The sequence below is a fragment of the Streptomyces sp. NPDC005496 genome (assembly GCF_042872045.1).
Lineage (GTDB): Bacteria > Actinomycetota > Actinomycetes > Streptomycetales > Streptomycetaceae > Streptomyces.
In genome coordinates this window covers 318,214-340,774 of the sequence record NZ_JBIAJQ010000007.1, presented here as the reverse complement: position 1 = coordinate 340,774, position 22,561 = coordinate 318,214, and the positions used below count along the sequence as shown (strand labels likewise).

Sequence of the window (22,561 nt, the reverse complement as noted above, 5' to 3'; positions counted from 1 at the left end):
GCCGGCGTCGAGGTGGGTCGGCGAGCCCGGCGCGAACGGGGAGCCGCCTGCGCCCACCCGTGCCGCCGCAGCGGCACGATTGCCCGCAGCTGGAGCGGGCGGCCCCCCGCCTCACGCCTGTCCGCAGCTGGGGCGGGCGGCCCCCCGCCTCACGCCTGTCCGCAGCTGGGGCGGGCGGCCCCCCGCCTCACGCCTGTCCGCAGCTGGGGCGGGCGGCCCGCCGGCGCCAGCCGGGTGGGTGGGCGCCACCCCTCGCCGCACGCCCGTCCGCCAGGTGGCGCCGCCCACCGGCCCGCACCGGAGCCCCCGGGCCCGCGCCCCCGCGGCTCAGCCCCCACGGCCCGCAGTCGCCCTGCGACCGAAGGGGCCGTGCCGGTACATCAAATGGCCGTCGAGACGGGGACGTACCCGACCGAGGAACGCTGGTGACGGACGCCCACACCAACTACCGACGGCCGGATGTACCGGCACGGCCCCGACCCACCCACCGGCCCCACCGCGCCCGACGCCCACCGGACGCCGCGCCCGCCTGCCTGCCTGCCCGGACGTGCCCCGTGCGCCGCGCCCCCGTCCCGACCCGCGCGGACACTAGGGTCCCTGGGTGACCCGACGGAACGTGACCCTCCGCGCACTGGCCGCGACCCCCGCCGCGGCGGGCACGCTGTTCGCCCTCTCCCTCAGCGCCTTCGTCGCGCTGTGCGTCCTCCAGCGCGCCCCCATGGCGGACGCCCTCGTCTACCGGGCCGAGGGCGCGGCCGTCGTCACCGGCAGGGACCTGTACGGCTTCACGGTCACCGAATGGCGGCTGCCCGCCACGTACCCCCCGTTCGCGGCGCTCCTGTTCGTGCCCACGGCCTGGCTCCCACCGCTCGCCCTCAAGGCGGCCTTCGTCGCGGGCAACACCGCGCTGCTGGCGCTCCTCGTCAGACTCTCCTGCCGCTTCGCCGGTCTGCCCGCCGGCACCTCCCGGGTGTGCACCGCCACCGCCCTCGCCCTGTGGCTCGAACCCGTCTTCCAGACCGTGCTGTTCGGGCAGATCAACCTCGCCCTCGCCTGCCTCGTCCTGTGGGACCTGAGCCGCCCGCAGGGCGCCCGGGGCCGGGGGATCGCCGTGGGCATCGCGGCGGGGGTGAAACTGACCCCCGTCCTCTTCGTCGCGTACCTCCTGTTCACCCGGAGCCGGCGCCCTCCCACCCTCCCCGGGGCCCGGTCCCGGGACGGGCTGACCGCGCTGACGTCGTTCCTCGGCACCGTCCTGCTCGGCGCCGTCGTACTGCCCGCCGCGAGCGTCGACTTCTGGACCCGCCGCCTCCTCGAGACCGGCCGGATCGGCAAGGTGTGGATCGTCGACAACCAGTCGCTCCAGGGGCTCCTCGCACGGGCCCTCGGCGACCCCGCCCCGGGCGCGGCCTGGGCACTCGTGGCGGTGCCCGCCGCCTGCGCCGGCCTCCGGCTCGCGTGCCGCGCCACCGACACCCGCCTCGGCGTTCTGGCGACGGCCGCCACCGCGCTGCTGGTCTCGCCGGTCAGCTGGTCGCACCACTGGGTGTGGTGCGTACCGCTCCTCGCGTTCCTGCTCGCCGAGGGCCGCACCGGCCTCGCCGCGCTGGCGACGGCCGTCTTCACGGCGCGCACCCTGTGGCTGGTCCCGCACGAGGGCGACCTGGACCTGCACCTGCCCTGGTGGCAGCAGCTCGCGGCGTCGCCGTACCCCCTGCTGGCGGCGGCCCTCCTGGCCGCGGCCGGGGCGGCGGCCCCGCACCGCACCCGGCGCCGCACCCCCGCACCGGTTGAGTACGACGCCCCGTACCCGCTGAGTATCCGCGCCGGTGTGCCGGCACCGCGCGGGACGATCCAATGCGGGCATGACGACACCGCACCTCGCGTCCCGGCCCACCGCGCAGCCGCGAACGACCCCGCTCCCGGCGGATGAACCGCCGCGAACGACCCCGCCTCCGGCGGATGAACCGCACCGCCGGGCCTGGCTGGCGCCCGTCACGGCCTCCGTGCTCCTGCTGCTGCTCGGCCCGGCCGCACTCGCCCTCGGCGGCCTGTCCTTCATGGCCACGGACAGCTGCGGCCCCGACCACTGCTCCCCGGCCCTCATGGACTCCCTGGCCGTGATCGGGTGGCTGCTCTACTTCGGCGGCCCCTTCAGCACCGTGTTCCTGGTGGCGTCGTGGGCGCTGCCCTGGAAGCGACGCTGGGCGGGCACCCGGGCCTGGGCCGCCTGCGGCGCACTGCTGCCGCCGGTGACCGTGCTGTTCCTGGTGCTCACCCTGCCCGCGCCCTGAACGGGGCCCTGAACGGCGCCCTGAACCGCGTCAGCTGTCCGCGAGCAGCTCGTCCGCGTCCACGATCCGGTACGCGTACCCCTGCTCGGCCAGGAACCGCTGGCGGTGCGCCGCGAAGTCCTGGTCGATGGTGTCGCGGGCCACGACCGAGTAGAAGTGCGCCTGGTGGCCGTCGGCCTTCGGCCGCAGCACACGCCCCAGGCGCTGCGCCTCCTCTTGCCGCGACCCGAAGGTGCCCGACACCTGGATGGCGACCGTGGCCTCCGGCAGGTCGATCGAGAAGTTCGCGACCTTCGACACCACCAGCACGCTGATCTCGCCCTGCCGGAAAGACTCGAAGAGCTTCTCGCGCTGCGCGTTCGACGTCTCGCCCTTGATGACCGGCGCGTCGAGGTGCTCGCCCAGCTCGTCGAGCTGGTCGATGTACTGGCCGATGACGAGGATCTGCTGCCCGGCGAACTTGCGGACAAGCGCCTCCGTGACCTTCCGCTTGGTCGCGGTGGTCGCACAGAACCGGTACTTCTCCTCGGTTTCCGCCGTGGCGTACGCGAGCCGCTCGGAGTCGGTCAGATTGACCCGCACCTCCACGCAGTCGGCGGGCGCGATGTACCCCTGCGCCTCGATCTCCTTCCACGGCGCGTCGAACCGCTTCGGCCCGATCAGCGAGAAGACGTCCGACTCCCGGCCGTCCTCCCGGACCAGGGTGGCGGTCAGCCCGAGCCGGCGGCGCGCCTGGAGGTCGGCGGTGAACTTGAACACGGGCGCCGGCAGCAGGTGCACCTCGTCGTAGACGATCAGCCCCCAGTCCCGCGAGTCGAACAGCTCCAGGTGCGGATACACACCCTTCCGCCGGGTCGTCAGCACCTGGTACGTCGCGATGGTGACCGGCCGGATCTCCTTGCGCGTACCGCTGTACTCGCCGATCTCCTCCTCCGTCAGCGACGTCCGCTTCACCAGCTCGTGCTTCCACTGCCGGGCCGAGACGGTGTTCGTGACGAGGATCAGCGTGGTCGCCTTGGCCTGGGCCATGGACCCGGCGCCCACCAGCGTCTTGCCCGCGCCACAGGGGAGCACGACCACACCCGAGCCGCCGTGCCAGAAGTTCTCCACGGCCTGCTTCTGGTACGGCCGCAGCGCCCAGCCGTCCTCCGCCAGCTCGATCGGATGCGCCTCGCCGTCGACGTACCCGGCGAGGTCCTCCGCCGGCCAGCCCAGCTTCAGCAGCGTCTGCTTGATCTGCCCGCGCTCGGAGGGGTGCACGGCGACGGTGTCGGCGTCCAGCCGGGCACCGACCAGCGGCGCGACCCGCTTCGACCGCAGGATCTCCTCCAGCACCGGCCGGTCGGTCGTCGTCAGGACCAGCCCGTGCGCCGGATGCTTGCTGAGCGTCAGCCGCCCGTAGCGGTCCATCGTCTCGGCGATGTCCACCAGCAGCGCGTGCGGCACCGGATAGCGGCTGTACTCCACCAGCGCGTCCACGACCTGCTCCGCGTCGTGGCCCGCCGCGCGCGCGTTCCACAGCCCGAGCGGCGTCAGCCGGTAGGTGTGGATGTGCTCCGGAGCCCGCTCCAGCTCCGCGAACGGAGCGATCGCCCGACGGCAGTCGTCCGCCCGCTCGTGGTCGACCTCGAGGAGCAGGGTCTTGTCCGACTGGACGATGAGGGGTCCGTTCACGCGAGTGCCCTTTCCGGTCCCGGCCCGCATCCGAGGCGTGCGGCCAAACGTCCAGTGTGCCGTACCCGGGTCCGATCAGGTCGAGGCCGCCGTCAGGGCCGCTCGTCCGCCAGCTCCGCGACACCCGTGACCCGGTGCAGCGGATAGGTGCGCACCTCGTCCGCCGTGTGGTCGTACGCCGTCACGAAACCCCCCTCCACCCGGACGGGGGCGATGACGCGCTGACTGGCGGCGCCCTCCGCGTTCACGTACCCGATCCACAGGCTCTCCCCGGTCAGGACGGCGGCCTGCATGGTCGCCAGCGTCTCGGCGGCGCTCGTGCGGGGCAGCTCACCGGCCGCCCCCGGGTCGGCGTCCGCAGGGGTCCTGCGCGGAGCCGTCGACGCCAGGTCACCGGCGCGGACGGCCCGGATCGCGGCACCCAGCAACGTCGCGTCCGGTACCGGCGGACCCTCCGGGACCGGCTCGGGAGCCGACCGCGGCGGCGTGCGGCGGGCATGCGCACGCGTGATCAGCACATCGCCCTCTGCGGACTCGGCCGCCGGCGCGAACCCCATCGCCCGCAGCCCCTCCAGCAGCGCCGCCGGATCCGCCTGCGCCGCCAGCACGGTCGGCGCCAGCCGACGCAGCCGCAGACCGGCCGAGCGCTTGTCCGCGAGGATCTCGTTCAGCAGCGCGTCGTCGTCGCACCGCACGTACGCCGACGCCGCACCGATCCGCAGATGACCGTGGCGGCGCGCCACGTCGTCGATCAGATAGGCCAGCGGCTGCGGCACCGGCGTGCGCGAGTGCTCGGCCAGGAACGCGTGCAGGTCCGACGCCGCCCGGCCCGCGTCCAGCGCCCGCCGCACCGACCCCGGCGTGAACCGGTACACCGTCGCGCCGCCCTTGGACTCCACGTCCGCCAGCACCCCCAGCATGTCCGCCAGCGGACGGCGCAGCGGCCCCGGCGCCACCGCCGTCAGATCCGCCTGGAGCAGGACGTGGTCCAGCGGCTCCGGCAGCAACGGCGCCAGCAGCCGCGCGGCCAGCTCGGCGTCCGCGGCCCGCTCGGCCGCCGTACGCACCGCCGGCACCCCGGCTCCCGCCGGACGGCGCCGGTGAACCGGAAGCCGGTCACCCGGACCCGACGGCTCACCGTCCTCGGAGTGCCCGGCGTCCCCGCCGCCCCCGCCGCCCCCGCCGTCCCCGGAGTCCGCGGCGGGCAGCCCGAGCAGCGCCCGCCCGTGCGACGACAGCGCCCCCCGCCCGGTGACACCCAGCGACTCCGCCTCCGACAGCGTCCACCGCGCCAGCCGGGTCCGCAGATCGTCGTCCGCCGCCGGCCGGGCACCGCGCAGCGGCCGCTCCCACTGGAGACGGGCCAGCAGCGAACCCGCATCAGGCGAGGCACCCTCGGGCAGCGTGCCGAGAAGCGCCAGCACCCGCTGCCTGACCTCGGGCGCAGCCGAACGGTCCAGACCCGGGCCCAGCGCCGAGAGCGTACGGTCCTTCGCGTCCCGCCCGCCCACCAGACCGGCCGTCCGGGTCGCCGCCAGCCACGCCGTCGCCAGCCGCGCCCAGCGCTCGGCCGCCGGCAGCTCCAGCCACTCGTCGTACGCCGGCGTGGCCGCATACCGCTCGTCGGGATCACCGTCCGACGCCAGCAGCCCCGCCGCGTACGCCAGCTCCACCCAGAACGCCGCCACCGGCTCAGGCACGTCCAGCGCCACCGCCGTCCGCTTCAGGTCACGCACGCTCAGACCGCCCGCCCGCAGCACCGCCGGACCGCCCTCGTCCCAGTCCTTCAGCAGCTCCTCGACGGTCGCCAGCGCCGTGTACGCCTGCCCCGCCGCCGTCGCGTCCACCATCGACGGACGGTGAGTCGCCGCCGCCTCGACCGCCGGCGGCAACGGCCGCGTCTCCCGGTGCGCACGCCCCGCCCGCAGATGCAGCGCGACCTCCCGCGGCAGGACGACCGTCCCGGGCGCGGTCGGCAGCAGCAGCCCCCGGTCCAGCAGCAGCCGCAGCCGGGGCGCCGGATCCGCGGTCACCTGTCCGTACGGCGGACCCCAGACCAGCCGCGACAGCACCTCCAGCGAATCGGCCGGGACCTCGTCGAGCAGCGCCGACATCCGCCCCCGGTCCGTGAACAGCTCCGTCAACGCCGCCACCGCCGACACGGAGTCGTGCGTCGTCGCCAGCCCGGCCGCCGTCACGATCTCCTGGATACGCCCCGGCGACATCCCCGCCGTCGCCTCCGCGACCGTCGGCCCGAGCCCCGTCGGCGACGGATGCTGCGCGGACGGCGCCAGCAGCTCACGCGCGGTGCGCACCAGCCGCAGCCGGTCGTCCCCGCCCCACACCAACGCCTGCTCGCGGAGCGTCCCCAGCGCCTGCGGGAGCGCACCGGCCGTCACCGGGTCACGGTCGTCGCCCGCCATCAGCCCGAGCAGATCCCCGTACGCCGCCGGCTCCGGCGCCACCGCCAGCGCCTCCGCCGTCTGCAGCGCGAACCGGTCCAGCCGCTCCAGGGCACGTACGACCGAGGCACGCGTACCCGCCCGCGTCGCCAGCTGCGTGAGATCGGTGGGCACCGGCGTGATGAGATCCGGACGGGCACGCAGCAGCGCGGACAGGGAGGCGTCGTCCCGCGCACGGAGGGCCTCCGCCAGGGAGCGCGGTGCGTTCCCCGCGGGCGCGGACTCCGTCGTGGGCTGCTCCTCGGTGCTCATCCGGCCAACGGTAGCGGTTACGCCCCCCGCCGCCCCGTCCCGTCCCACACCGGACGACACCCCGGACCCGCCCACGGCACCCCCGAACGCCCGCCACCGGGCACCCCGAACCCCCTCCCGCACCCGCGTGGCGCCCCGGCGACCGGCGCGCCACCCCACCACGAGGACGACGGGGACGGCCCCTTCCCGGCGCCGAGCGCACCGCGAGGGGACGACGGGGACGGCGGCGTCCCGGCGGCGAGCGCACGGCGACGGGACGCGAACAGGCGGCCGAGGCGGCACACCCGGTACCGTCGGGTGCGCGGGACACACAACGCACGCGCCCCGGAGGGGACTTCGTGGGGATCGAGAGCGACCAGCTCGTCTTCGACTATTTGAGCCGGGTCGGAGACCTGGCCCAGCAGCGCCAACTGCCGTCCGCGACACGGATGCGGCTGGTCTCCGAGCTGCGCGCCGAGATCGACCGGCGCCGCGCCAAGGCCCCCGTCGACAGCCCGGCCTCCGTCCGCCGCATCCTCACCCGGCTCGGCACCCCCGACGACGTCGTCGCCACCGCCGCCGACACCACACCCGGCGCGAGCACCCCGCCCGACGGCCCCGAGACCCGCGCCGCCGTCCCCGTCCAGCGCACCCGCGACCGCCGGGACCGCCCGGCGGACGACCGCCCCCGGGGCCTGCGCCGCGCCGTCCCACGGCCGCGCCCCGCGGAACCCGAACCCGCGCAGTCGCCCCGCGACATCCCCTCCCCACCCCACCTCGCCGGCACCCACGAACTCGGCGACACCGCCGACCAGCCGGACTGGTGGCGCGTGGACGCCAACACCTTCGGCCCCGGCGAGAGCGTCCCCGGATTCGTCGGCGGAGTCGAGATCCCCGAGATACTCAAACCCCCGCCCCGCGAACCGGAACCCCCCGCCGCCGGCACACCCCCCGCCGTACCCGCCCAGGCCCCCGCCCCGACAGGCGAGACCGTCGAAGCCGCCCCCGCCCGCCGCCGACGACTGCTGCCCCGCCTCGGCGGCGCCCGGCTCGGCGCCCGGCCCGGCGGCGGCCGGAGCAACCCGCTCCTGCTGCTCGCCGCCGCCCTTCTCGTCGCGGGCGCCGCCCTCGGCAACTGGATCGCCCTCGGCCTCGGCTGGCTCATCGCCTACACCTCACGCCGCCTCACCCCCGCCGAGGCCAAGTGGGCGGCCCTGGTGCTCCCCGGGCTCGCCGCCACCGCCGGACTCGTCTGGCTGTGGGGCCGTACCGAGGGTCGTTGGGGCGACCCCGTCGCCGAGGGCCACCTGAGCGACGCGATGGCCGAGACCTGGCCCTGGGTCGTCCGCGGCGCCGCCGTCGCCTCGGCCCTCTACCTCACCTGGCGCTCCCGCCGCCCCCGCTAGGTCCTGCCGTCCGGATCAGGCCGACCCGATCCAGCCGACCCGATCCGAACGACCACCCCCGGACGTCACAACCGGCCCGGCCGAGCCGGCCGGCGGGACATCCGGCGGCCCGGTCCGGAGGGCTCGGCACAATGGCCCGTATGACTTCGCGCGCGCCGACCGTCGGCTTCGACCTCGACATGACCCTGATCGACTCCCGCCCCGGCATCCACGCCTGCTACCGGGCGCTTTCCGCGCGGACCGGGGCGTACATCGACTGCGACCTGGTCGTCACCCGGCTCGGCCCGCCGCTGGAGGACGAACTGGCGAACTGGTTCCCGGCCGAAGAGGTCGCCGCCATGGCAGACCTCTACCGGGAGATGTACCCCACACACGCCATCACCGGTTCCCTCGCGATGCCCGGCGCCCGGGAGGCCGTCGAGGCGGTGCGCTCGGCGGGTGGCCGCGCCGTCGTCGTCACCGCCAAGTGGGAGCCCAACGCCAAACTCCACCTGGAGCACCTGCGCATCGACGCCGACGCGGTGGTGGGCAACCTCTGGGCCGAGCAGAAGGCCGCCGCGCTGCGTGAGCACGGGGCGAGCGTCTACGTCGGCGACCACACCGGCGACATCCGGGGCGCCCGCCGGGCGGACGCGTACTCCGTGGCCGTCGCCACCGGCCCCTGCGACGCGGCGGAGCTGACCGCGGCAGGAGCGGACGTCGTCCTCGCCGACCTCACCGAGTTCCCGGCATGGCTGAGGGGCCACACCGCCGGCTGAGCGGGCGGCCCGGCGGCGGGTTCGCGCCGCGTTCCGCCGGGAACCCGGGGCGTCCCCGCTACGACCGGGAGGCGCGCGCCCTTCGGCGGCCCGCCGCCAGCGACTGGAACACCCCAGCTCCGGCCAGCAGGAAGCCGACGCCCATCAGCATGCTCAGACCGAACATGTACGTCGGAAAAGGCGTCGTGTCGAGCAGCAGCGGGGCCACCGTGACCAGAGTGGCCACCGCCCCGACGAAGAAGACGACGGCACCGGCACGGATCAGCCAGTCACCGGGCTCCGCGGAATTCGGTTGGGTTTTGTCACGCACCCGACCAGGGTAGTTCCCAGCGCGAAGGAACCATCCGGCGACGTCTTGTCACCGGCTCCCGGACCATTAGCCTTGGTACCGGCGGGTCCGACGACCCGCTGTAGTGCTATCCGGGGCAGTTTCCGGGCAGTTGCCCGCGCAGTTGTCACCGGTGATTTTCCGTGCAGTTCCCGACGAGTACGAGGACGAGGACAGACGTGCCAACGGGCAAGGTCAAGTGGTTCAACAGTGAGAAGGGCTTCGGCTTTCTCTCCCGCGACGACGGCGGCGACGTCTTCGTCCATTCCTCGGTCCTGCCCGCCGGAGTCGATGCTCTCAAGCCGGGGCAGCGCGTGGAGTTCGGCGTCGTCGCCGGCCAGCGCGGCGACCAGGCGCTCTCGGTGACGATCCTGGACCCCACCCCCTCCGTCGCGGCCGCACAGCGCCGCAAGCCGGACGAACTGGCCTCCATCGTGCAGGACCTGACGACCCTCCTGGAGAACATCACGCCGATGCTGGAGAAGGGCCGCTACCCCGACAAGGCCTCCGGTCACAAGATCGCCGGTCTGCTGCGGGCGGTCGCCGACCAGCTCGACGTCTAGCCGACCGCAAGCCGCCGTTTCAGGGGAAGTTCAGCGCGTCCGGGCCGAGGGGCGGTACCAGTCCCTCGGCCGCCGCGCGGGTGAGCAGCCCGCGGACCGCGGCGTAGCCGTCCTCGCCCAGATCCGCCGTGAACTCGTTGACGTACAGGCCGATGTGCTGGTCCGCGACGGCCGGGTCCATCTCCTGGGCGTGTTCCAGGACGTAGCCGCGGGAGGCCTCCGGGTCGTCCCAGGCGGCGCGGACCGAGGCGCGGGCCGACTCGGCGAGACGCTTGAGCCGCTCCTCGCCCAGTGACCGCTTGGCGATGATCGCGCCCAGCGGGATCGGCAGACCCGTGGTCCGCTCCCAGTGCTCGCCCATGTCGGCGAGCTTGTGCAGCCCGTAGTTCCCGTACGTGAAGCGGGCCTCGTGGATGACCAGTCCCGCGTCGACCCGTCCGTCCCGTACGGCCGGCATGATCTCGTGGAACGGCATGACGACGATCTCGCCGACCCCGTCGGGCAGCGTGTCCGCGGCCCACAGGCGGAACAGCAGGTACGCCGTCGAGCGCTCGCTGGGTACGGCGACCGTGCGGCCGGTGAGGTCCGCCCCCGGCTCGCGGGTCAGCACCAGCGGGCCGCAGCCCCGTCCGAGCGCGCCGCCGCAGGGCAGCAGCGCGTACTCGTCGAGCACGTAGGGCAGCACGGCGTACGACACCTTGAGCACGTCGGACTCGCCGCGTTCGGCCATGCCGTTGGTGATGTCGATGTCCGCGAAGGTCACGTCGAGCGGCGGCGCGTCCGGGACGCGGCCGTGGGCCCAGGCGTCGAAGACGAAGGTGTCGTTGGGGCAGGGCGAGTACGCGATCCGCACGGGCGCGGCGGACGCGGTGGCTGCTTCAGTGGCTGCGGTCATGTCGGTTCCAACTCTCCAGTACGGGCGCGAGCTTCCCGAAGGCCTCCGTGAGGGCGGCGAGGGCGTCCCCGATGCGCCAGGCGGCGCGGTCGCGCGGGCCGACGGGGTTGGAGACCGCGCGGATCTCCAGCACGGGCACGCCGTGCAGGGCGGCCGCCTCGGCGACGCCGAAGCCCTCCATCGCCTCGGCGAGGGCGTGGGGGTGACGGTCGCGCAGTTCGGCGGCGCGGGCGGCCGTGCCGGTGACCGTGGAGACGGTGAGGACCGTCCCGAGGGCCGCTCCGGTGGCCGCGGCGAGGTCTCGTACGAGTGATCTCGGGGGGTGGTGGGTGACGGTTCCGAAGCCGAGGGCGGTGACGGGGACGAAGCCGTCGGCGGTGTCCGCGCCCAGGTCCGCGGCGGTGATCTCGTCGGCGACGACGAGCGAGCCGACGGGCGCGCCGGGCTGGAAGCCGCCGCCGATGCCCGCGGAGACGACCAGGTCGTACGGGGCTCCGTCGAGGGCGGCCGTGGTGAGCGCGGTGGCGGTGGCGGCCGAGGCGAGGGCGGGGCCGACGCCCGCGGCGAGCAGGTCGTGGCCCGGTGCCCGGCGCAGGGTCACGCCGGGGAGCGGGACGTCGTGCAGGTGTGTGTCCCGGCCCGGGCGTGTGAACGCCCGGGCCACCGCGTCCCGTTCGGCGGGTACCGCGGTGGCCACGAGGACACGCGTGCGAGCCGTGCCCGGGAGTTCGGCGGGGGACGTGATCAGGCGTCCTTCTTCAGCTTGAACGACCACAGGCCGGTCGCGGCCTTCTCGTCGCCCTGGCGGACGGAGATGAGGGTCGAGTCGCCGCTGGCGCCGTACTCGGCGTTGAAGAACACGCTGCCGGGGATCGTCCGGTACGTCTTCTTGCTGGAGTCGGTGAGCGGGCGGCCGTTCATGAGGATCGTCCAGCCCTCGTCGGCGATGTCCGGGTCGACGCCGAACCGGACGGTCTCGTCGGGGTCGACCTTGATCGACTTGATGTCCTTGGACTTCAGGCAGTCCGCAAGCTCGGAGGTCTTGAGGGACTTGCCGTCGTTGTAGCAGTCGGTCTCGGAACTCACCGAGTTCTTGCCCACCGTGACGGTGGCCAGCGGCGTCGGCTTGTCACAGGCGGACAGGGCGAGAAGCCCGGCGGAAACGGCGCCGACAGCGGCGACGGCGCGACGGCGGCGCGCAGAGGAACGCAGGGAGGTCATGGCCGAAGGCTATCGGGCAGGCCCACCGGTCCCCCCACGTGGGGTGCGGCGTGCCGCGGGGTGCGGCCAGGCGGCGGTGCGGGCCTCTCCCGGGGGTGGCGGCGGGGCCGCCTGGTCCTGGGTGGGGCGGGGGCGCGGTGAGGCGGGTGCGGGGGCGTGGTGTCTGGGGGGCCTTTGGCCCGGGGGAGGTGAGGTGCGGCGGTGTTCGGCGCTGGCGTGTCCCGGGGCGGTGGCGGCGTGCGGGGGCGGTGTGTCCGGGGTGGGGGCGGTGACGGCGGGCTGGGGCCTTGTGTCCGGGGTGGTCGTGGCGTGGGGGCCGTCGCGTCAGGGGGTGGTGACGGAGTGCGGGGGCTCTGGGGCGGCTGTGGTGGGGGCGGAGGGGCTGTGCGGCCCGGGGTGATGACGGCGGTGTGCGGGGTGGCGTCGTGGGGTCAGGAGAGGCGCTGGCGGGAGCCCGGGTGCCGGGCCGTGCGGAGCAGGCCCCGTACCGTCGTGAGCCAGCCGACGGCCACGATCGTGGCTGCCACGCTGAGCCCGAGGGTGCCGTTCAGCGGCAGCATGATGCCGATCGCCCCGCCGATCACCCACGCCACCTGGAGCAGCGTCTCGGAGCGCGCGAACGCCGACGTACGGACCAGTTCCGGGACGTCCCGCTGGATCAGCGCGTCCAGGGACAGCTTGGCGAGGGCCTGAGCGAAGCCGGCCACCGCGGCCAGGCAGGCCACCAGGACCGCCCCGAAGAACACCGCCGCGGTGATCGCCGCCCCGAGCACGAACGCGACGACGGTCACGATGATGATCTCGGGAGCGCGGGATTTCAGCCAGGCTCCGACCGCCGTGCCCAGCGCGTTGCCCGCGCCCGCCGACACGCCCACGATCCCCAGCGAGACGGCCGCGCTCTCGCCGGTCAGCGGATGCTCGCGCAGCAGGAACGCCAGGAAGAAGATCAGGAACCCGGACAGGCAGCGCAGGGACGCGTTGGCGGCGAGGGCGTGCGTGACGGCCGTACCGACCGTGCGCAGTCCCGGGCGGCGCGTGTCCTTGCGCAGGTGCGGTCCGTGCAGGTGCTGCTCGTCCGCGGCCAGCAGTGCCTTGTCCTCGCCTCTCGCCGAGTCCACCTTGGGCGGCAGCGAGAACGACAGGAACATCCCCGCCACGAAGATCACGAAGGCTCCGTAGAGCGGCCAGCGCGGTCCCACCGCCTGGAGGCCCGCTCCGATCGGTGCGGCGACACCGGTGGCGAGGAGTCCGCCCAGGGTGACCCGGGAGTTCGCCTTCACCAGCGAGAAGCCGGGTGGCAGGAGCCGGGGCACCACGGCGCTGCGCACCACGCCGTACGCCTTCGAGGAGACCAGCACCCCGAGTGCCGCCGGGTACAGCTCGATACCGCCCGTCACCACGGCGCCGGACAGCAGCAGCGCGAGCAGCGCCCGGGCCAGCATCGCGCCCGCCATCGCCGCCCGGCGGCCGTGCGGCAGCCGGTCCAGCAGGGGGCCGATCACCGGCGCGAGCAGTGTGAAGGGGGCCATCGTGATGGCGAGGTAGAGGGCGACGCGGCCACGGGCCTCGTCCGTGGGGACGGAGAAGAACACCGTCGAGGCCAGCGCGACGGTGATCATGACGTCGCCGGCGCCGTTGACCGCGTGCAGTTCGATCAGCTTGCCGAGGCCGGACTCGCCCGCGCCGTGCGCGTGGGTCGCCTTGCGGATTCCCCGTGCCGTGCCGGTCACCGGGAAGTGCAGGGCACGGCCGACCGCGCGGACGGACCCGCTCATCCGGCCCGATCCGCCACTTCGGATACTGCCCCTGGAACCACCGGTACCGGTGGTGCCCTGGGGCGACCTCGCGGCTGCCACCCCGTCATAGTGCCCCGAGAACGGCGAAGGTAGCGCGGTTACCGCGCGTATGGGCCTGTACGGCGGTGTGCGGGAGCTCTCCGCGGGGGCGATATGCGTGGGATGTGGCGGCGCGGGGTGGTGGGGGAGCGGGGTGCGGACGCGCGCCGGGAGCGGCCCGGGTCCAACCCGGCCGCACGCCGGTGTGGGCCCAGGGGCCGGGAGAAGGTAGCGTGCGTAGCGCGCCTGCGGCGGTTGTTCTCGGCCGCGCGCCTCTCGGCCATCCCGCAGAATGGATGGCGTAGGTGCGCCCGAGCGCGATCGGGCGCGGACGTCGACGCGGCCCTTCGGTCCGCTCCGTCCGCTCCCCCGCCGGGTACCGGCGCACCCGTGAGACGGCGTAGGAGAGAAGCGATACCTGTGAGCGCGACAACGCGAAGCCGCACCCCCGACCGTCTGTGCGCCGAGGCCGTGGGTCTCGCCCGTGCCGCCGCCGAGGAGGCCGCCGCACCCGGCGTCGTCGGTGAGCACGTGGGGCTGGTCTCCGAGGGGGACCGCGTTGTCACGCACTTCTTCGAGTGCAAGGAATTCGGTTACCGGGGCTGGCGCTGGGCCGTCACCGTCGCCCGTGCCTCCCGGGCCAAGGTCGTGACCCTCGACGAGACGGTGCTGCTGCCGGGGGCGGACGCGTTGCTCGCGCCCGAGTGGGTGCCGTGGAGCGAGCGGTTGCGGCCCGGGGACATGGGTCCGGGGGACCTGCTGCCCACCGAGGCGGACGACCTGCGGCTGGAGCCCGGGTTCACCGGCGAGGACGAGCCGCTGCCGAACTCCGCCGTGTCGGAGGAGATGGCCGAGCTGGTCGAGGCGGAGGACGCGGAGGTCGCGGGCGAGGGGCCCGCGCGCCTGCCGGTGGCTCCTTCGCGGGGTTCGATCGCCTCCGTGGCGGAGGAGCTGGGGCTGCGGCGGGCGCGGGTGCTGTCGCGGTACGGGCTGCACACCGCGGCGGACCGGTGGGAGGAGGCCTACGGGCCCAAGACGGCGATGGCGCAGGCGGCGCCGGCTGCGTGCGTCAGCTGTGGCTTCCTGAACCGGATCGGGGGCTCGCTCGGTCAGGCGTTCGGGGTGTGTGCGAATGAGTTCTCGCCGGCGGACGGGCGGGTCGTGTCGTTGGCGTACGGGTGTGGGGGGCATTCGGAGGCCGCGGTGATGCCGAAGCCGCCGCGGCCGGCTCCGCCGGTGATCGACGAGACGAGGGTGGACCCCTTCCCGCTGCGGCCGGCCCCTGACTCGGGCTCCGTCCCGGCGACGGAGGACGAGACCTCGGCGGAGCTGGGGCACTCGTAGGTTTCGCCGACGCTTGCTGGGTCCGGTGGGCGTCGGGCGCTGTCGGTTCGGTGGGTGGGTCGGGGCCGTGCCGGTACATCCGGCCGTCGGTAGTTGTTGTGGGCGTCCGTCACCAGCGTTCCTCGGTTGCGTACGTCCCCGTCTCGACGGCCATTTGATGTACCGGCACGGCCCCTTCGGTCGTAGGGCGACTGCGGGCCGTGGGGGCTGAGCCGCGGGGGCTCGGGGCCGGTGGCTCCGGTGCGGGCATACGTGCGGTGAAGGGCGGCGCCCCTCCAGCTGCGGGCAATCGTGCCGCTGGGGCGGCACGGGTGGGCGCAGGCGGTAACCCGTAGGCGCCGGGTTCGCCGTCCCACCCCGACCCCAGTCCAAGCACTGGGTGCTGGATGTACGTGGGGTGAGTGGGCCTTCGTGGGCGGTGCCCTGTGCTCGCCGGGTACGGCGGTTCGGCTGGGGTGCTGGGTGCCCCACGTGGGCGGCCCCGTTGGTGCTGCGCTCGGTGGCTGGGGAGGGGCTTGGCCGGGGCGGGTTGTGCGGGGGACGTGTGGGGGTGGTGTGTCGTGGGGCCGGGGGTTGCTTGGGGGTGTGGGGCCCGGGCAGGGGGCTGGGGCGGCGGGCCGGGGAAAGCCGCGGTCACGGTACCTTCGTGCGGTGGCCGGCCTAGGGCCTGTCCGACAATTCCCGTCGTCGCCCGGAGGGTCGCGAGGCAGACGGGAATTGTCAGACAGGCGCTAGCGCTCGCGGCAGCGCCACACGAGAGGGAGAGTGAACCGTGAGCAAGTTCGTGCGGCCGGCAGCCGAGGGCGCGGACCCGTTCGGGACGGCGCGTCTGCGGCGCGGAGTGCTGGATGCCTGGGCGACCAGCCCGGCCCGGTTCCGGGAGGACGCCAACGCCGAGGAAGACCTGGCCCTCGGCGGCTACCGGGACAGACTCGTCGTCGAGCTCGCGCAGAACGCCGCCGACGCCGCGGCCAGGGCCGGAGTGCCGGGCCGCCTGCGGCTCACCCTCCGGGACGGCGTGCTCGCCGCCGCGAACACCGGCGCCCCGCTCGACGCGACCGGCGTCGAATCGCTCTCCACGCTGCGCGCCTCCGCCAAGCGGGACGCCCGTGACACGGCCGTCGGCCGCTTCGGCGTCGGTTTCGCGGCCGTGCTGGCCGTGACCGACGAGCCCGCCGTCCTCGGCCGGCACGGCGGGGTCCGCTGGTCCCTCGCCGAGGCCCGCGAGCTGGCGGAGGAGACCGCTCGGCACAGCCCCGGTCTGGGTGACGAGATCCGCCGGCGGGACGGCCATGTGCCGCTGCTGCGGCTCCCGTTCGCCGCCGAGGGCTCCGCCCCCGACCCTTACGACACCGTCGTCGTGCTGCCGCTGCGGGACGCCGCCGCCGCGGACCTCGCCGAGCGGCTCCTGCGGGACGTCGACGACGCGCTGCTGCTCGCCCTGCCGGGCCTGGAGGAGGTCGTCGTCGAGTCCGGCGACGGTGAAGTCCGTACGCTGCGGCGCCGCTCCGACGACGACGGGGTCACCGTCGAGGACTCCCGCGACGGCACCACCCGCTGGCGTACCGCCTCCCGGCACGGCGACCTGGAGCCCGCGCTCCTCGCGGACCGTCCCGTCGAGGAGCGGCTGCGTCCGTTCTGGTCGGTGACCTGGGCCGTTCCGGTCGGCGACGACGGCGGTCCGGCCCGACCCCGGACCAGTCCCGTCGTGCACGCCCCGACGCCCAGCGACGAGCCCCTCGGGGTGCCCGCGCTGCTCATCGCCTCCCTGCCGCTGGACACCACCCGGCGGCACGCAGCCCCCGGTCCGCTGACCGCCTTCCTGGTGGAGCGGGCGGCGGACGCCTACGCCGAACTCCTCGCCGCCTGGCGCCCGGTGGGCCCCGGGATCATCGACCTGGTGCCGGGTCCGCTCGGCAAGGGCGAGCTGGACGGGGCCCTGCGGCAGGCGATCCTCGACCGGCTGCCGCGTACCGCCTTCCTGCCGCCCGCGGCCGAGGCGGAGGTCACCGACGCTCCCGCCGACTGGGCCGGTGCCGAGGAGATCACCGCGCCGGCCGTCGCACTGCGCCCCCGGGACGCCGAGGTCGTGGAGGGCGCCGGCGCCGACACCGTCCGCGTGCTCGCCGAGGTGCTGCCCAGCCTGCTGCCGGCCGGACTGGAACGCCGGGTGGAGCTGCGCACGCTGGGCGTGGCCCGGGTGCCGCTCACCGAGGCGGTGGACCGGCTGGCGGGGCTGGAGAAGGAGCCCGGCTGGTGGCGGCGGCTCTACGACAGCCTCGCGGGCGTCGACCCGGACCGGCTCTCGGGGCTTCCCGTGCCGCTCGCGGACGGCCGGACGACCATCGGGCCCCGCCAGGTGCTCCTGCCGTCCGGCGACGGCCCGCAGGCGGCGCCGGAGGCGCTGGCCCGGCTCGGGCTGAAGGTGGCTCACCCAGAGGCCGCGCATCCGCTGCTGGAGAAGCTCGGCGCGCTGCCCGCCACACCGCGCGCCGTGCTCACGACCCCGCAGGTGCGGGCCGCCGTGGCCGCGTCGCTGGACGACGAGGGGGGCTGGGACCAGGAGGGCCCGGACGCCGAGGAGCTCGCCGAGACGGTGCTGGCGCTGGTGCGCGACGCCGCCCTCGATCCCGGCGAGGAGCCGTGGCTGGGCGCCCTCGCCCTGCCCGACGAGGACGGCGAACTCGCCCCCGCCGGTGAACTGGTGCTGCCCGGCAGCCCGTTCGCGCAGGTCATGCGTGAGGGGGAACTCGCGCACGTTGACGCCGAGTTCGCCGAGCGCTGGGGGGAGCAGCCGCTGGCCGCCTGCGGGGTGCTCGCCGGTTTCGCCCTGGTGCGTGCCACCGACGTCGTCCTGGACCCGGACGAACTGGAGCCGCGTGACGGCGACTTCGCGGAGCCGGACGACGCCGGGCTGCTGGACGCCGTGGACGTGTGGTGCGAGGACGTCCTGGACCAGTTGCCGGACACGCCGGTGCCGCCCGTCGCCACGGAGATCGTTGCCGTACGGGATCTGGACCTGGTGGACGACGGGCGCTGGCCGCAGGCGCTGGCGATGCTGTCGCAGCCGCCGCTGCGGGACGCGCTGACCCAGCCGGTGCGCGTCCTGCTGCCCGACGGCACCCACGAGATCGTCCGGCCGTACACCGCCTGGTGGCTGCGCGGGCACCCGGTGCTCGACGGGCGCCGTCCCGCGGGGCTGCGGGCGGCGGGCGGCGACCCGCTGCTGCACGGGCTGTACGACGAGGCGGACGCGAGCGGGTTCGAGGACGAGCAGGTACTGCGGGCGCTGGGTGTCCGGACGTCGGTGGCCGCCCTGCTGGACGAGCCCGGTGGTGCGGCCGAGCTGCTCGACCGGCTGGCCGACCCCGGGCGCGAGGTGTCGGCGGCCCAGCTGCACGCCCTGTACGGGGCCCTGGCCGAGCTGGACCCGGAGAAGGTGACCCTGCCGGAGGAGCTGCGGGCCGTGGTCGACGGGCGGGTGGCGGTCGTGGACGCGGCGGACGCCGTGGTCGTCGACTCGCCCGATCTGCTGCCCTTCACGGCCGGCGTGCCGCTGCTTCCGGTGCGGCCGGCGCGGGCCGCCGAGCTCGCCGAGCTGTTCCAGGTGCGGCGGCTGAGCGAGTCGGTGACCGGCGAGGTGACGTCGGAGGGCGTCGAGCACGAGGTGCCGGAGCCGGTGCGGGTGCTGCTTGGCCCTTCGGTCCCGGCGACGTACGTCGAGCACGAGGAGCTGGTGGTCGACGGCACCGAACTGGACTGGCGCCGCACCCGGGACGGCGTGCTGCACGCGTCCACCCTGGAGGGTGTCGCGGCCGGACTCGCCTGGGCGGCCCGCCAGTGGCCGCGCCGCTTCGAGGTCGCCGCGCTGCTCGAAGACCCGTCCCGCACGGACGAGTTGGCCCGCGACCGCTGGTTCGACTGAGCGTCCGGCGGGCGGGGCGGCACGACGACGGTCGTGCCGCCCCGCCCGCCGTCGGGGCCGCTTTCTGTGATCTTGGTAATGCGCGCACAAAAACTTCACCCGGCGTACAACCATTCGCCGCCCCCGCGAATCTGATCACCGGAGTCAACAGACTCTCACCGACGTGGGCCCCGCGTGATGACGACAACCGCAGGGCCCCTTTCTCCACATGGGGAACGCATGCGCATACGAGCCACCGTGGCCGCCGTCTCCGGCGCCCTGGCCCTCTCCGCCCTCGCCGTGCCCGCAGCACAGGCGAGCGGCCCCTCGTTCGACCACGACGACCTGCTGAAGGCCACGCAGGTCGCGCGCCAGGCCGACTCCGGCAACGCCGCGTACACCGGGTCCACCGGCGAGGACGGCGAGCCGTACACCCTCGACCTCTCGTTCTCCGACGTGAAGGTCAACGGCGGCAAGCCGATCGTCGCCGGCACCAGCAAGCAGGTCACCGCGCCGGTCACCTACACCGTCACGCACGGCGCCGACGTCGACATCACCGCCGACGACTTCCTGATGGACGTCGAGATCTACCGCGGCTCCTACGACGACCCGACCAACGTCCTGGTCGGCGACGACTGGCCGTACTGCACCGCGACGTCCACCACCACCGCCACCTGCACGGGCACCATCGACATCTACCCGGACGTCGAGCTGACCAACTCCGACGCCGCCACCTGGAAGGCCATCGGCTACGCCGTCGCCTTCAACGGCGTGAACCCGGACGACGAGAACGCCGACTGGAGCAAGGTCGGCTACGTGGACCAGGACGCCCTGACCACCACGAAGCTCCAGCGCTACTCCAAGCTCACCGTCAACGCCTCTCCGGAGCCGGTCAAGAAGGGCCGGACCATCACGGTCACCGGTGCCCTGACCCGCGCCAACTGGGAGACGCACACGTACAAGGGCTACACCAGCCAGTCCGTGCAGCTGCAGTTCCGCAAGAAGGGCACGGACACCTACAACACCGTCAAGTCGGTGACCTCGTCCTCCACGGGCAGCCTGAAGACGACCGTCACCGCCGCCACCGACGGCTACTTCCGCTACAGCTTCGCGGGCACCTCGACCACCCCGGCCGTCAAGGCCACCGGTGACTTCGTCGACGTGCAGTAATTCCCGTCTCCCGTAAGGGAGCCGCGCCGAGGTCAGGCGGGGAAGCGGCGGTCGACCCACTTCCACAGGAGTTCCAGGACGACCGCCGCCACCGCCGCGACCCCCACGGCGAACCACGGCATCACCGAGCCCACCAGCTTCAGCGCGAAGAAGTGCTGGAGCGCGGGCACGGCCAGCACCAGCACGAACGCCCCCGCCATCGCCGCCACCAGGCAGACCCGCCACCAGGTGTACGGCCGGGCGATGATCGCCAGGACCCACATGGAGATCAGGAAGAGCGTCAGCGTCGCCACGCTCGTCTCCGCGTCCAACGCGCCTTCCCCGCGGTAGTAGTGACGGGCCATCAGGTACGTCACGAAGGTGGCCACGCCGGCCAGTACGCCGCCCGGGATGGAGTAGCGCATCACGCGCCGCACGAAGTGGGGTCTGGCGCGCTCCTTGTTCGGGGCGAGGGCGAGGAAGAACGCCGGGACGCCGATCGTCAGGGTGGAGAGCAGGGTCAGATGGCGCGGCAGGAACGGGTACTCGACCTGCCAGCACACGACCAGCACCGCCAGCAGCACCGAGTAGACCGTCTTCACCAGGAACAGGGTGGCGACGCGGGTGATGTTGCCGATGACCCGGCGGCCCTCCGCGACGACCGAGGGCAGCGTCGCGAAGCTGTTGTCGAGCAGCACGATCTGCGCCACCGCCCGGGTCGCCTCCGACCCCGAGCCCATGCTCACCCCGATGTCGGCGTCCTTGAGGGCCAGCACGTCGTTCACGCCGTCCCCGGTCATCGCCACGGTGTGGCCGCGTGACTGGAGGGCGCCCACCATCTCGCGCTTCTGCCGCGGGGTGACCCGTCCGAACACGGTCGCCCCGTCGATCGCCTCCGCCATCTTCTCCCGGTCCTCGGGGAGCCGGCGCGCGTCCACGGTCCCGCCGTCGAGCCCCAGCTTGGCGGCCACCGCGCCGACCGCCACCGCGTTGTCGCCGGAGATCACCTTGGCGCGTACGTCCTGCCGCTCGAAGTAGCGCAGGGTGTCCGCCGCGTCGGGGCGCAGCCGCTGCTCCAGGACGACCAGGGCGGTCGGCCGCACGTCCTCGGTGACCCGGGGGTCCTCCAGGTCGCGGGAGGCGCGTACGAGCAGCAGCACCCGCAGCCCCTGTTCGTTCAGCCGGTCGGTCTCGGCGAGCGCCGGGTCGCCGGGGGAGAGCAGCACGTCGGGGGCGCCGAGCAGCCAGGTGCTGCTCTCGCCGTCGCCCTCGCTGAAGGTGGCCCCGCTGTACTTGCGGGCCGAGGAGAACGGCAGCGACTCGGTGCAACGCCAGTCGTCGCTGTCGGGGTAGGCGGCGACGATCGCCTGGAGGGAGGCGTTGGGGCGCGGGTCGGACTCGCCGAGGGCGCCGAGGACCTTGCGTACGTAGGTCTCGTCGCTGCCGCCCAGGGAGCGCAGCTCGGTGACGTCCATGCCGCCCTCGGTGAGGGTGCCCGTCTTGTCCAGGCAGACGGTGTCGACGCGTGCGAGGCCCTCGATGGCCGGCAGTTCCTGGACGAGGCACTGTTTGCGGCCGAGCCGGATGACGCCGATCGCGAAGGCGACGGAGGTGAGCAGGACGAGTCCCTCGGGGACCATGGGCACGATGCCGCCGACCGTGCGCGCGATGGAGTCCTTGAAGTCGTTCTGCTTGACCACGAGCTGGCTGACGACGAGCCCGAGCGCCGTCGGGATCATCATCCAGGTGACGTACTTGAGGATGGTGGAGATGCCGGAGCGCAGCTCGGAGTGGACGAGCGTGAAGCGGGAGGCCTCCTCGGCGAGCTGGGCCGCGTAGGCCTCCCGGCCGACCTTGGTCGCGGTGAAGGCGCCGCCGCCCGCGACGACGAAGCTGCCCGACATCACCTCGTCGCCGGCGTGCTTGACCACGGGGTCGGCCTCGCCGGTGAGCAGTGACTCGTCGATCTCCAGGCCCTCGGCCTCGGCGCAGGTGCCGTCCACGACGATCTTGTCGCCGGGCCCGATCTCGATCACGTCGCCCAGCACGATCTCCGAGGTGCTGAGTGCGGAGGCCACTCCGTCGCGGCGGACGGTCGGTCTCGCCTCGCCGATGACGGCGAGGGAGTCCAGGGTCTTCTTCGCCCGCCACTCCTGGATGATGCCGATCCCGGTGTTGGCGATGATCACGTAGCCGAAGAGGCTGTCCTGGAACGGCGCCACGAACAGCATGACGAGCCAGAGCAGGCCGATGATCGCGTTGAACCGGGTGAAGACGTTGGCCCGGACGATCTCGCGCAGGGAGCGGCTGCTGCGGACGGGGACGTCGTTCACCTGGCCGCGCGCGACCCGCTCGGCCACCTCGGCGGCGGTGAGGCCGCGTGCCCGTCCGGGCATGGGCACGGGATGCACAGGATCGAGTTCGGCGCCCGCGTCGATGTGCGTCATGGATTCGACGGTACGTGCGGATATACGGCTTCACCCGCTGAGTGCGCCAA

The 22,561-nt window shown here is 74.1% G+C and carries 16 protein-coding genes; 8 read left to right on the top strand and 8 right to left on the bottom strand.

Going from position 1 to position 22,561, the window contains the following annotated elements; genetic code table 11:
- Positions 1 to 601 precede the first annotated feature (601 nt).
- Together ACFYQQ_RS23175 and ACFYQQ_RS23170 are read left to right on the top strand one after the other, a co-directional pair.
- A complete protein-coding gene (locus ACFYQQ_RS23175) occupies positions 602 to 1,933 on the top strand; it encodes a glycosyltransferase 87 family protein (RefSeq protein ID WP_356174329.1) in 1,332 nt (443 codons plus the stop codon).
- Positions 1,866 to 2,294: a hypothetical protein gene (locus tag ACFYQQ_RS23170; protein ID WP_388905022.1), complete on the top strand. Its 429-nt coding sequence runs from the start codon at positions 1,866 to 1,868 to the stop codon at positions 2,292 to 2,294. Before ACFYQQ_RS23175 ends, ACFYQQ_RS23170 begins: the two co-directional genes overlap by 68 nt.
- Before the next feature lie 30 nt (positions 2,295 to 2,324).
- On the opposite strand, the gene ACFYQQ_RS23165 is transcribed toward ACFYQQ_RS23170, so the two are convergent.
- Both ACFYQQ_RS23165 and ACFYQQ_RS23160 read right to left on the bottom strand, forming a co-directional pair.
- Positions 2,325 to 3,968, bottom strand: coding sequence for a DNA repair helicase XPB (locus tag ACFYQQ_RS23165; protein WP_355790565.1), 1,644 nt, complete (start codon positions 3,966 to 3,968; stop codon positions 2,325 to 2,327).
- A gap of 92 nt (positions 3,969 to 4,060) precedes the next feature.
- The gene (locus tag ACFYQQ_RS23160) at positions 4,061 to 6,682 is read right to left on the bottom strand and encodes a helicase-associated domain-containing protein (RefSeq protein ID WP_388905021.1); all 2,622 of its coding nucleotides are present in this window, start codon (positions 6,680 to 6,682) and stop codon (positions 4,061 to 4,063) included.
- Positions 6,683 to 7,020: 338 nt separating this feature from the next.
- Between ACFYQQ_RS23160 and ACFYQQ_RS23155 the strand changes: the two genes are divergently transcribed.
- Together ACFYQQ_RS23155 and ACFYQQ_RS23150 are read left to right on the top strand one after the other, a co-directional pair.
- A complete protein-coding gene (locus ACFYQQ_RS23155; protein WP_356174321.1) occupies positions 7,021 to 8,067 on the top strand; it encodes a hypothetical protein in 1,047 nt (348 codons plus the stop codon).
- 131 nt (positions 8,068 to 8,198) lie between these two features.
- Positions 8,199 to 8,825: a haloacid dehalogenase-like hydrolase gene (locus ACFYQQ_RS23150; protein WP_355792638.1), complete on the top strand. Its 627-nt coding sequence runs from the start codon at positions 8,199 to 8,201 to the stop codon at positions 8,823 to 8,825.
- A gap of 58 nt (positions 8,826 to 8,883) precedes the next feature.
- Here the strand turns inward: ACFYQQ_RS23150 and ACFYQQ_RS23145 are convergent, their stop codons facing one another.
- Positions 8,884 to 9,135: a hypothetical protein gene (locus ACFYQQ_RS23145; protein WP_355792641.1), complete on the bottom strand. Its 252-nt coding sequence runs from the start codon at positions 9,133 to 9,135 to the stop codon at positions 8,884 to 8,886.
- 197 nt (positions 9,136 to 9,332) lie between these two features.
- On the opposite strand from ACFYQQ_RS23145, the gene ACFYQQ_RS23140 reads away from it, so the two are divergent.
- On the top strand, positions 9,333 to 9,716 hold the full coding sequence (locus ACFYQQ_RS23140; protein WP_121402260.1) for a cold-shock protein: 384 nt from the start codon (positions 9,333 to 9,335) through the stop codon (positions 9,714 to 9,716).
- A gap of 19 nt (positions 9,717 to 9,735) precedes the next feature.
- Here ACFYQQ_RS23140 and ACFYQQ_RS23135 read toward each other — a convergent pair whose 3' ends face one another.
- From ACFYQQ_RS23135 to ACFYQQ_RS23120, 4 genes are all read right to left on the bottom strand, one after another.
- Positions 9,736 to 10,611: a 1,4-dihydroxy-6-naphthoate synthase gene (locus tag ACFYQQ_RS23135; RefSeq protein ID WP_355792645.1), complete on the bottom strand. Its 876-nt coding sequence runs from the start codon at positions 10,609 to 10,611 to the stop codon at positions 9,736 to 9,738.
- Complete coding sequence (locus tag ACFYQQ_RS23130; protein ID WP_388905020.1) at positions 10,595 to 11,386, bottom strand: futalosine hydrolase; 792 nt, start codon at positions 11,384 to 11,386, stop codon at positions 10,595 to 10,597. Before ACFYQQ_RS23130 ends, ACFYQQ_RS23135 begins: the two co-directional genes overlap by 17 nt.
- Positions 11,356 to 11,832 carry a DUF2771 domain-containing protein gene (locus tag ACFYQQ_RS23125; RefSeq protein WP_355791924.1) on the bottom strand — a complete coding sequence of 159 codons (477 nt, stop codon included), beginning with the start codon at positions 11,830 to 11,832 and terminating at the stop codon, positions 11,356 to 11,358. The genes ACFYQQ_RS23130 and ACFYQQ_RS23125 overlap by 31 nt, the downstream gene beginning before the upstream one ends.
- 431 nt (positions 11,833 to 12,263) lie before the next feature.
- Complete coding sequence (locus ACFYQQ_RS23120; protein WP_355791927.1) at positions 12,264 to 13,688, bottom strand: MFS transporter; 1,425 nt, start codon at positions 13,686 to 13,688, stop codon at positions 12,264 to 12,266.
- A gap of 399 nt (positions 13,689 to 14,087) precedes the next feature.
- On the opposite strand from ACFYQQ_RS23120, the gene ACFYQQ_RS23115 reads away from it, so the two are divergent.
- The 3 genes from ACFYQQ_RS23115 to ACFYQQ_RS23105 all read left to right on the top strand — a co-directional run bounded on the left by ACFYQQ_RS23115 (position 14,088) and on the right by ACFYQQ_RS23105 (position 20,085).
- Positions 14,088 to 15,011 (top strand): DUF3027 domain-containing protein, encoded by a 924-nt coding sequence (locus tag ACFYQQ_RS23115; protein ID WP_355791929.1) that lies wholly within the window; start codon positions 14,088 to 14,090, stop codon positions 15,009 to 15,011.
- Between the two features lie 772 nt (positions 15,012 to 15,783).
- Positions 15,784 to 18,936, top strand: coding sequence for a sacsin N-terminal ATP-binding-like domain-containing protein (locus ACFYQQ_RS23110; RefSeq protein ID WP_356239283.1), 3,153 nt, complete (start codon positions 15,784 to 15,786; stop codon positions 18,934 to 18,936).
- A gap of 219 nt (positions 18,937 to 19,155) precedes the next feature.
- Positions 19,156 to 20,085, top strand: coding sequence for a hypothetical protein (locus ACFYQQ_RS23105; RefSeq protein ID WP_355779940.1), 930 nt, complete (start codon positions 19,156 to 19,158; stop codon positions 20,083 to 20,085).
- A gap of 32 nt (positions 20,086 to 20,117) precedes the next feature.
- Here ACFYQQ_RS23105 and ACFYQQ_RS23100 read toward each other — a convergent pair whose 3' ends face one another.
- The gene (locus tag ACFYQQ_RS23100; RefSeq protein ID WP_355779942.1) at positions 20,118 to 22,511 is read right to left on the bottom strand and encodes an HAD-IC family P-type ATPase; all 2,394 of its coding nucleotides are present in this window, start codon (positions 22,509 to 22,511) and stop codon (positions 20,118 to 20,120) included.
- Positions 22,512 to 22,561: the final 50 nt, after the last annotated feature.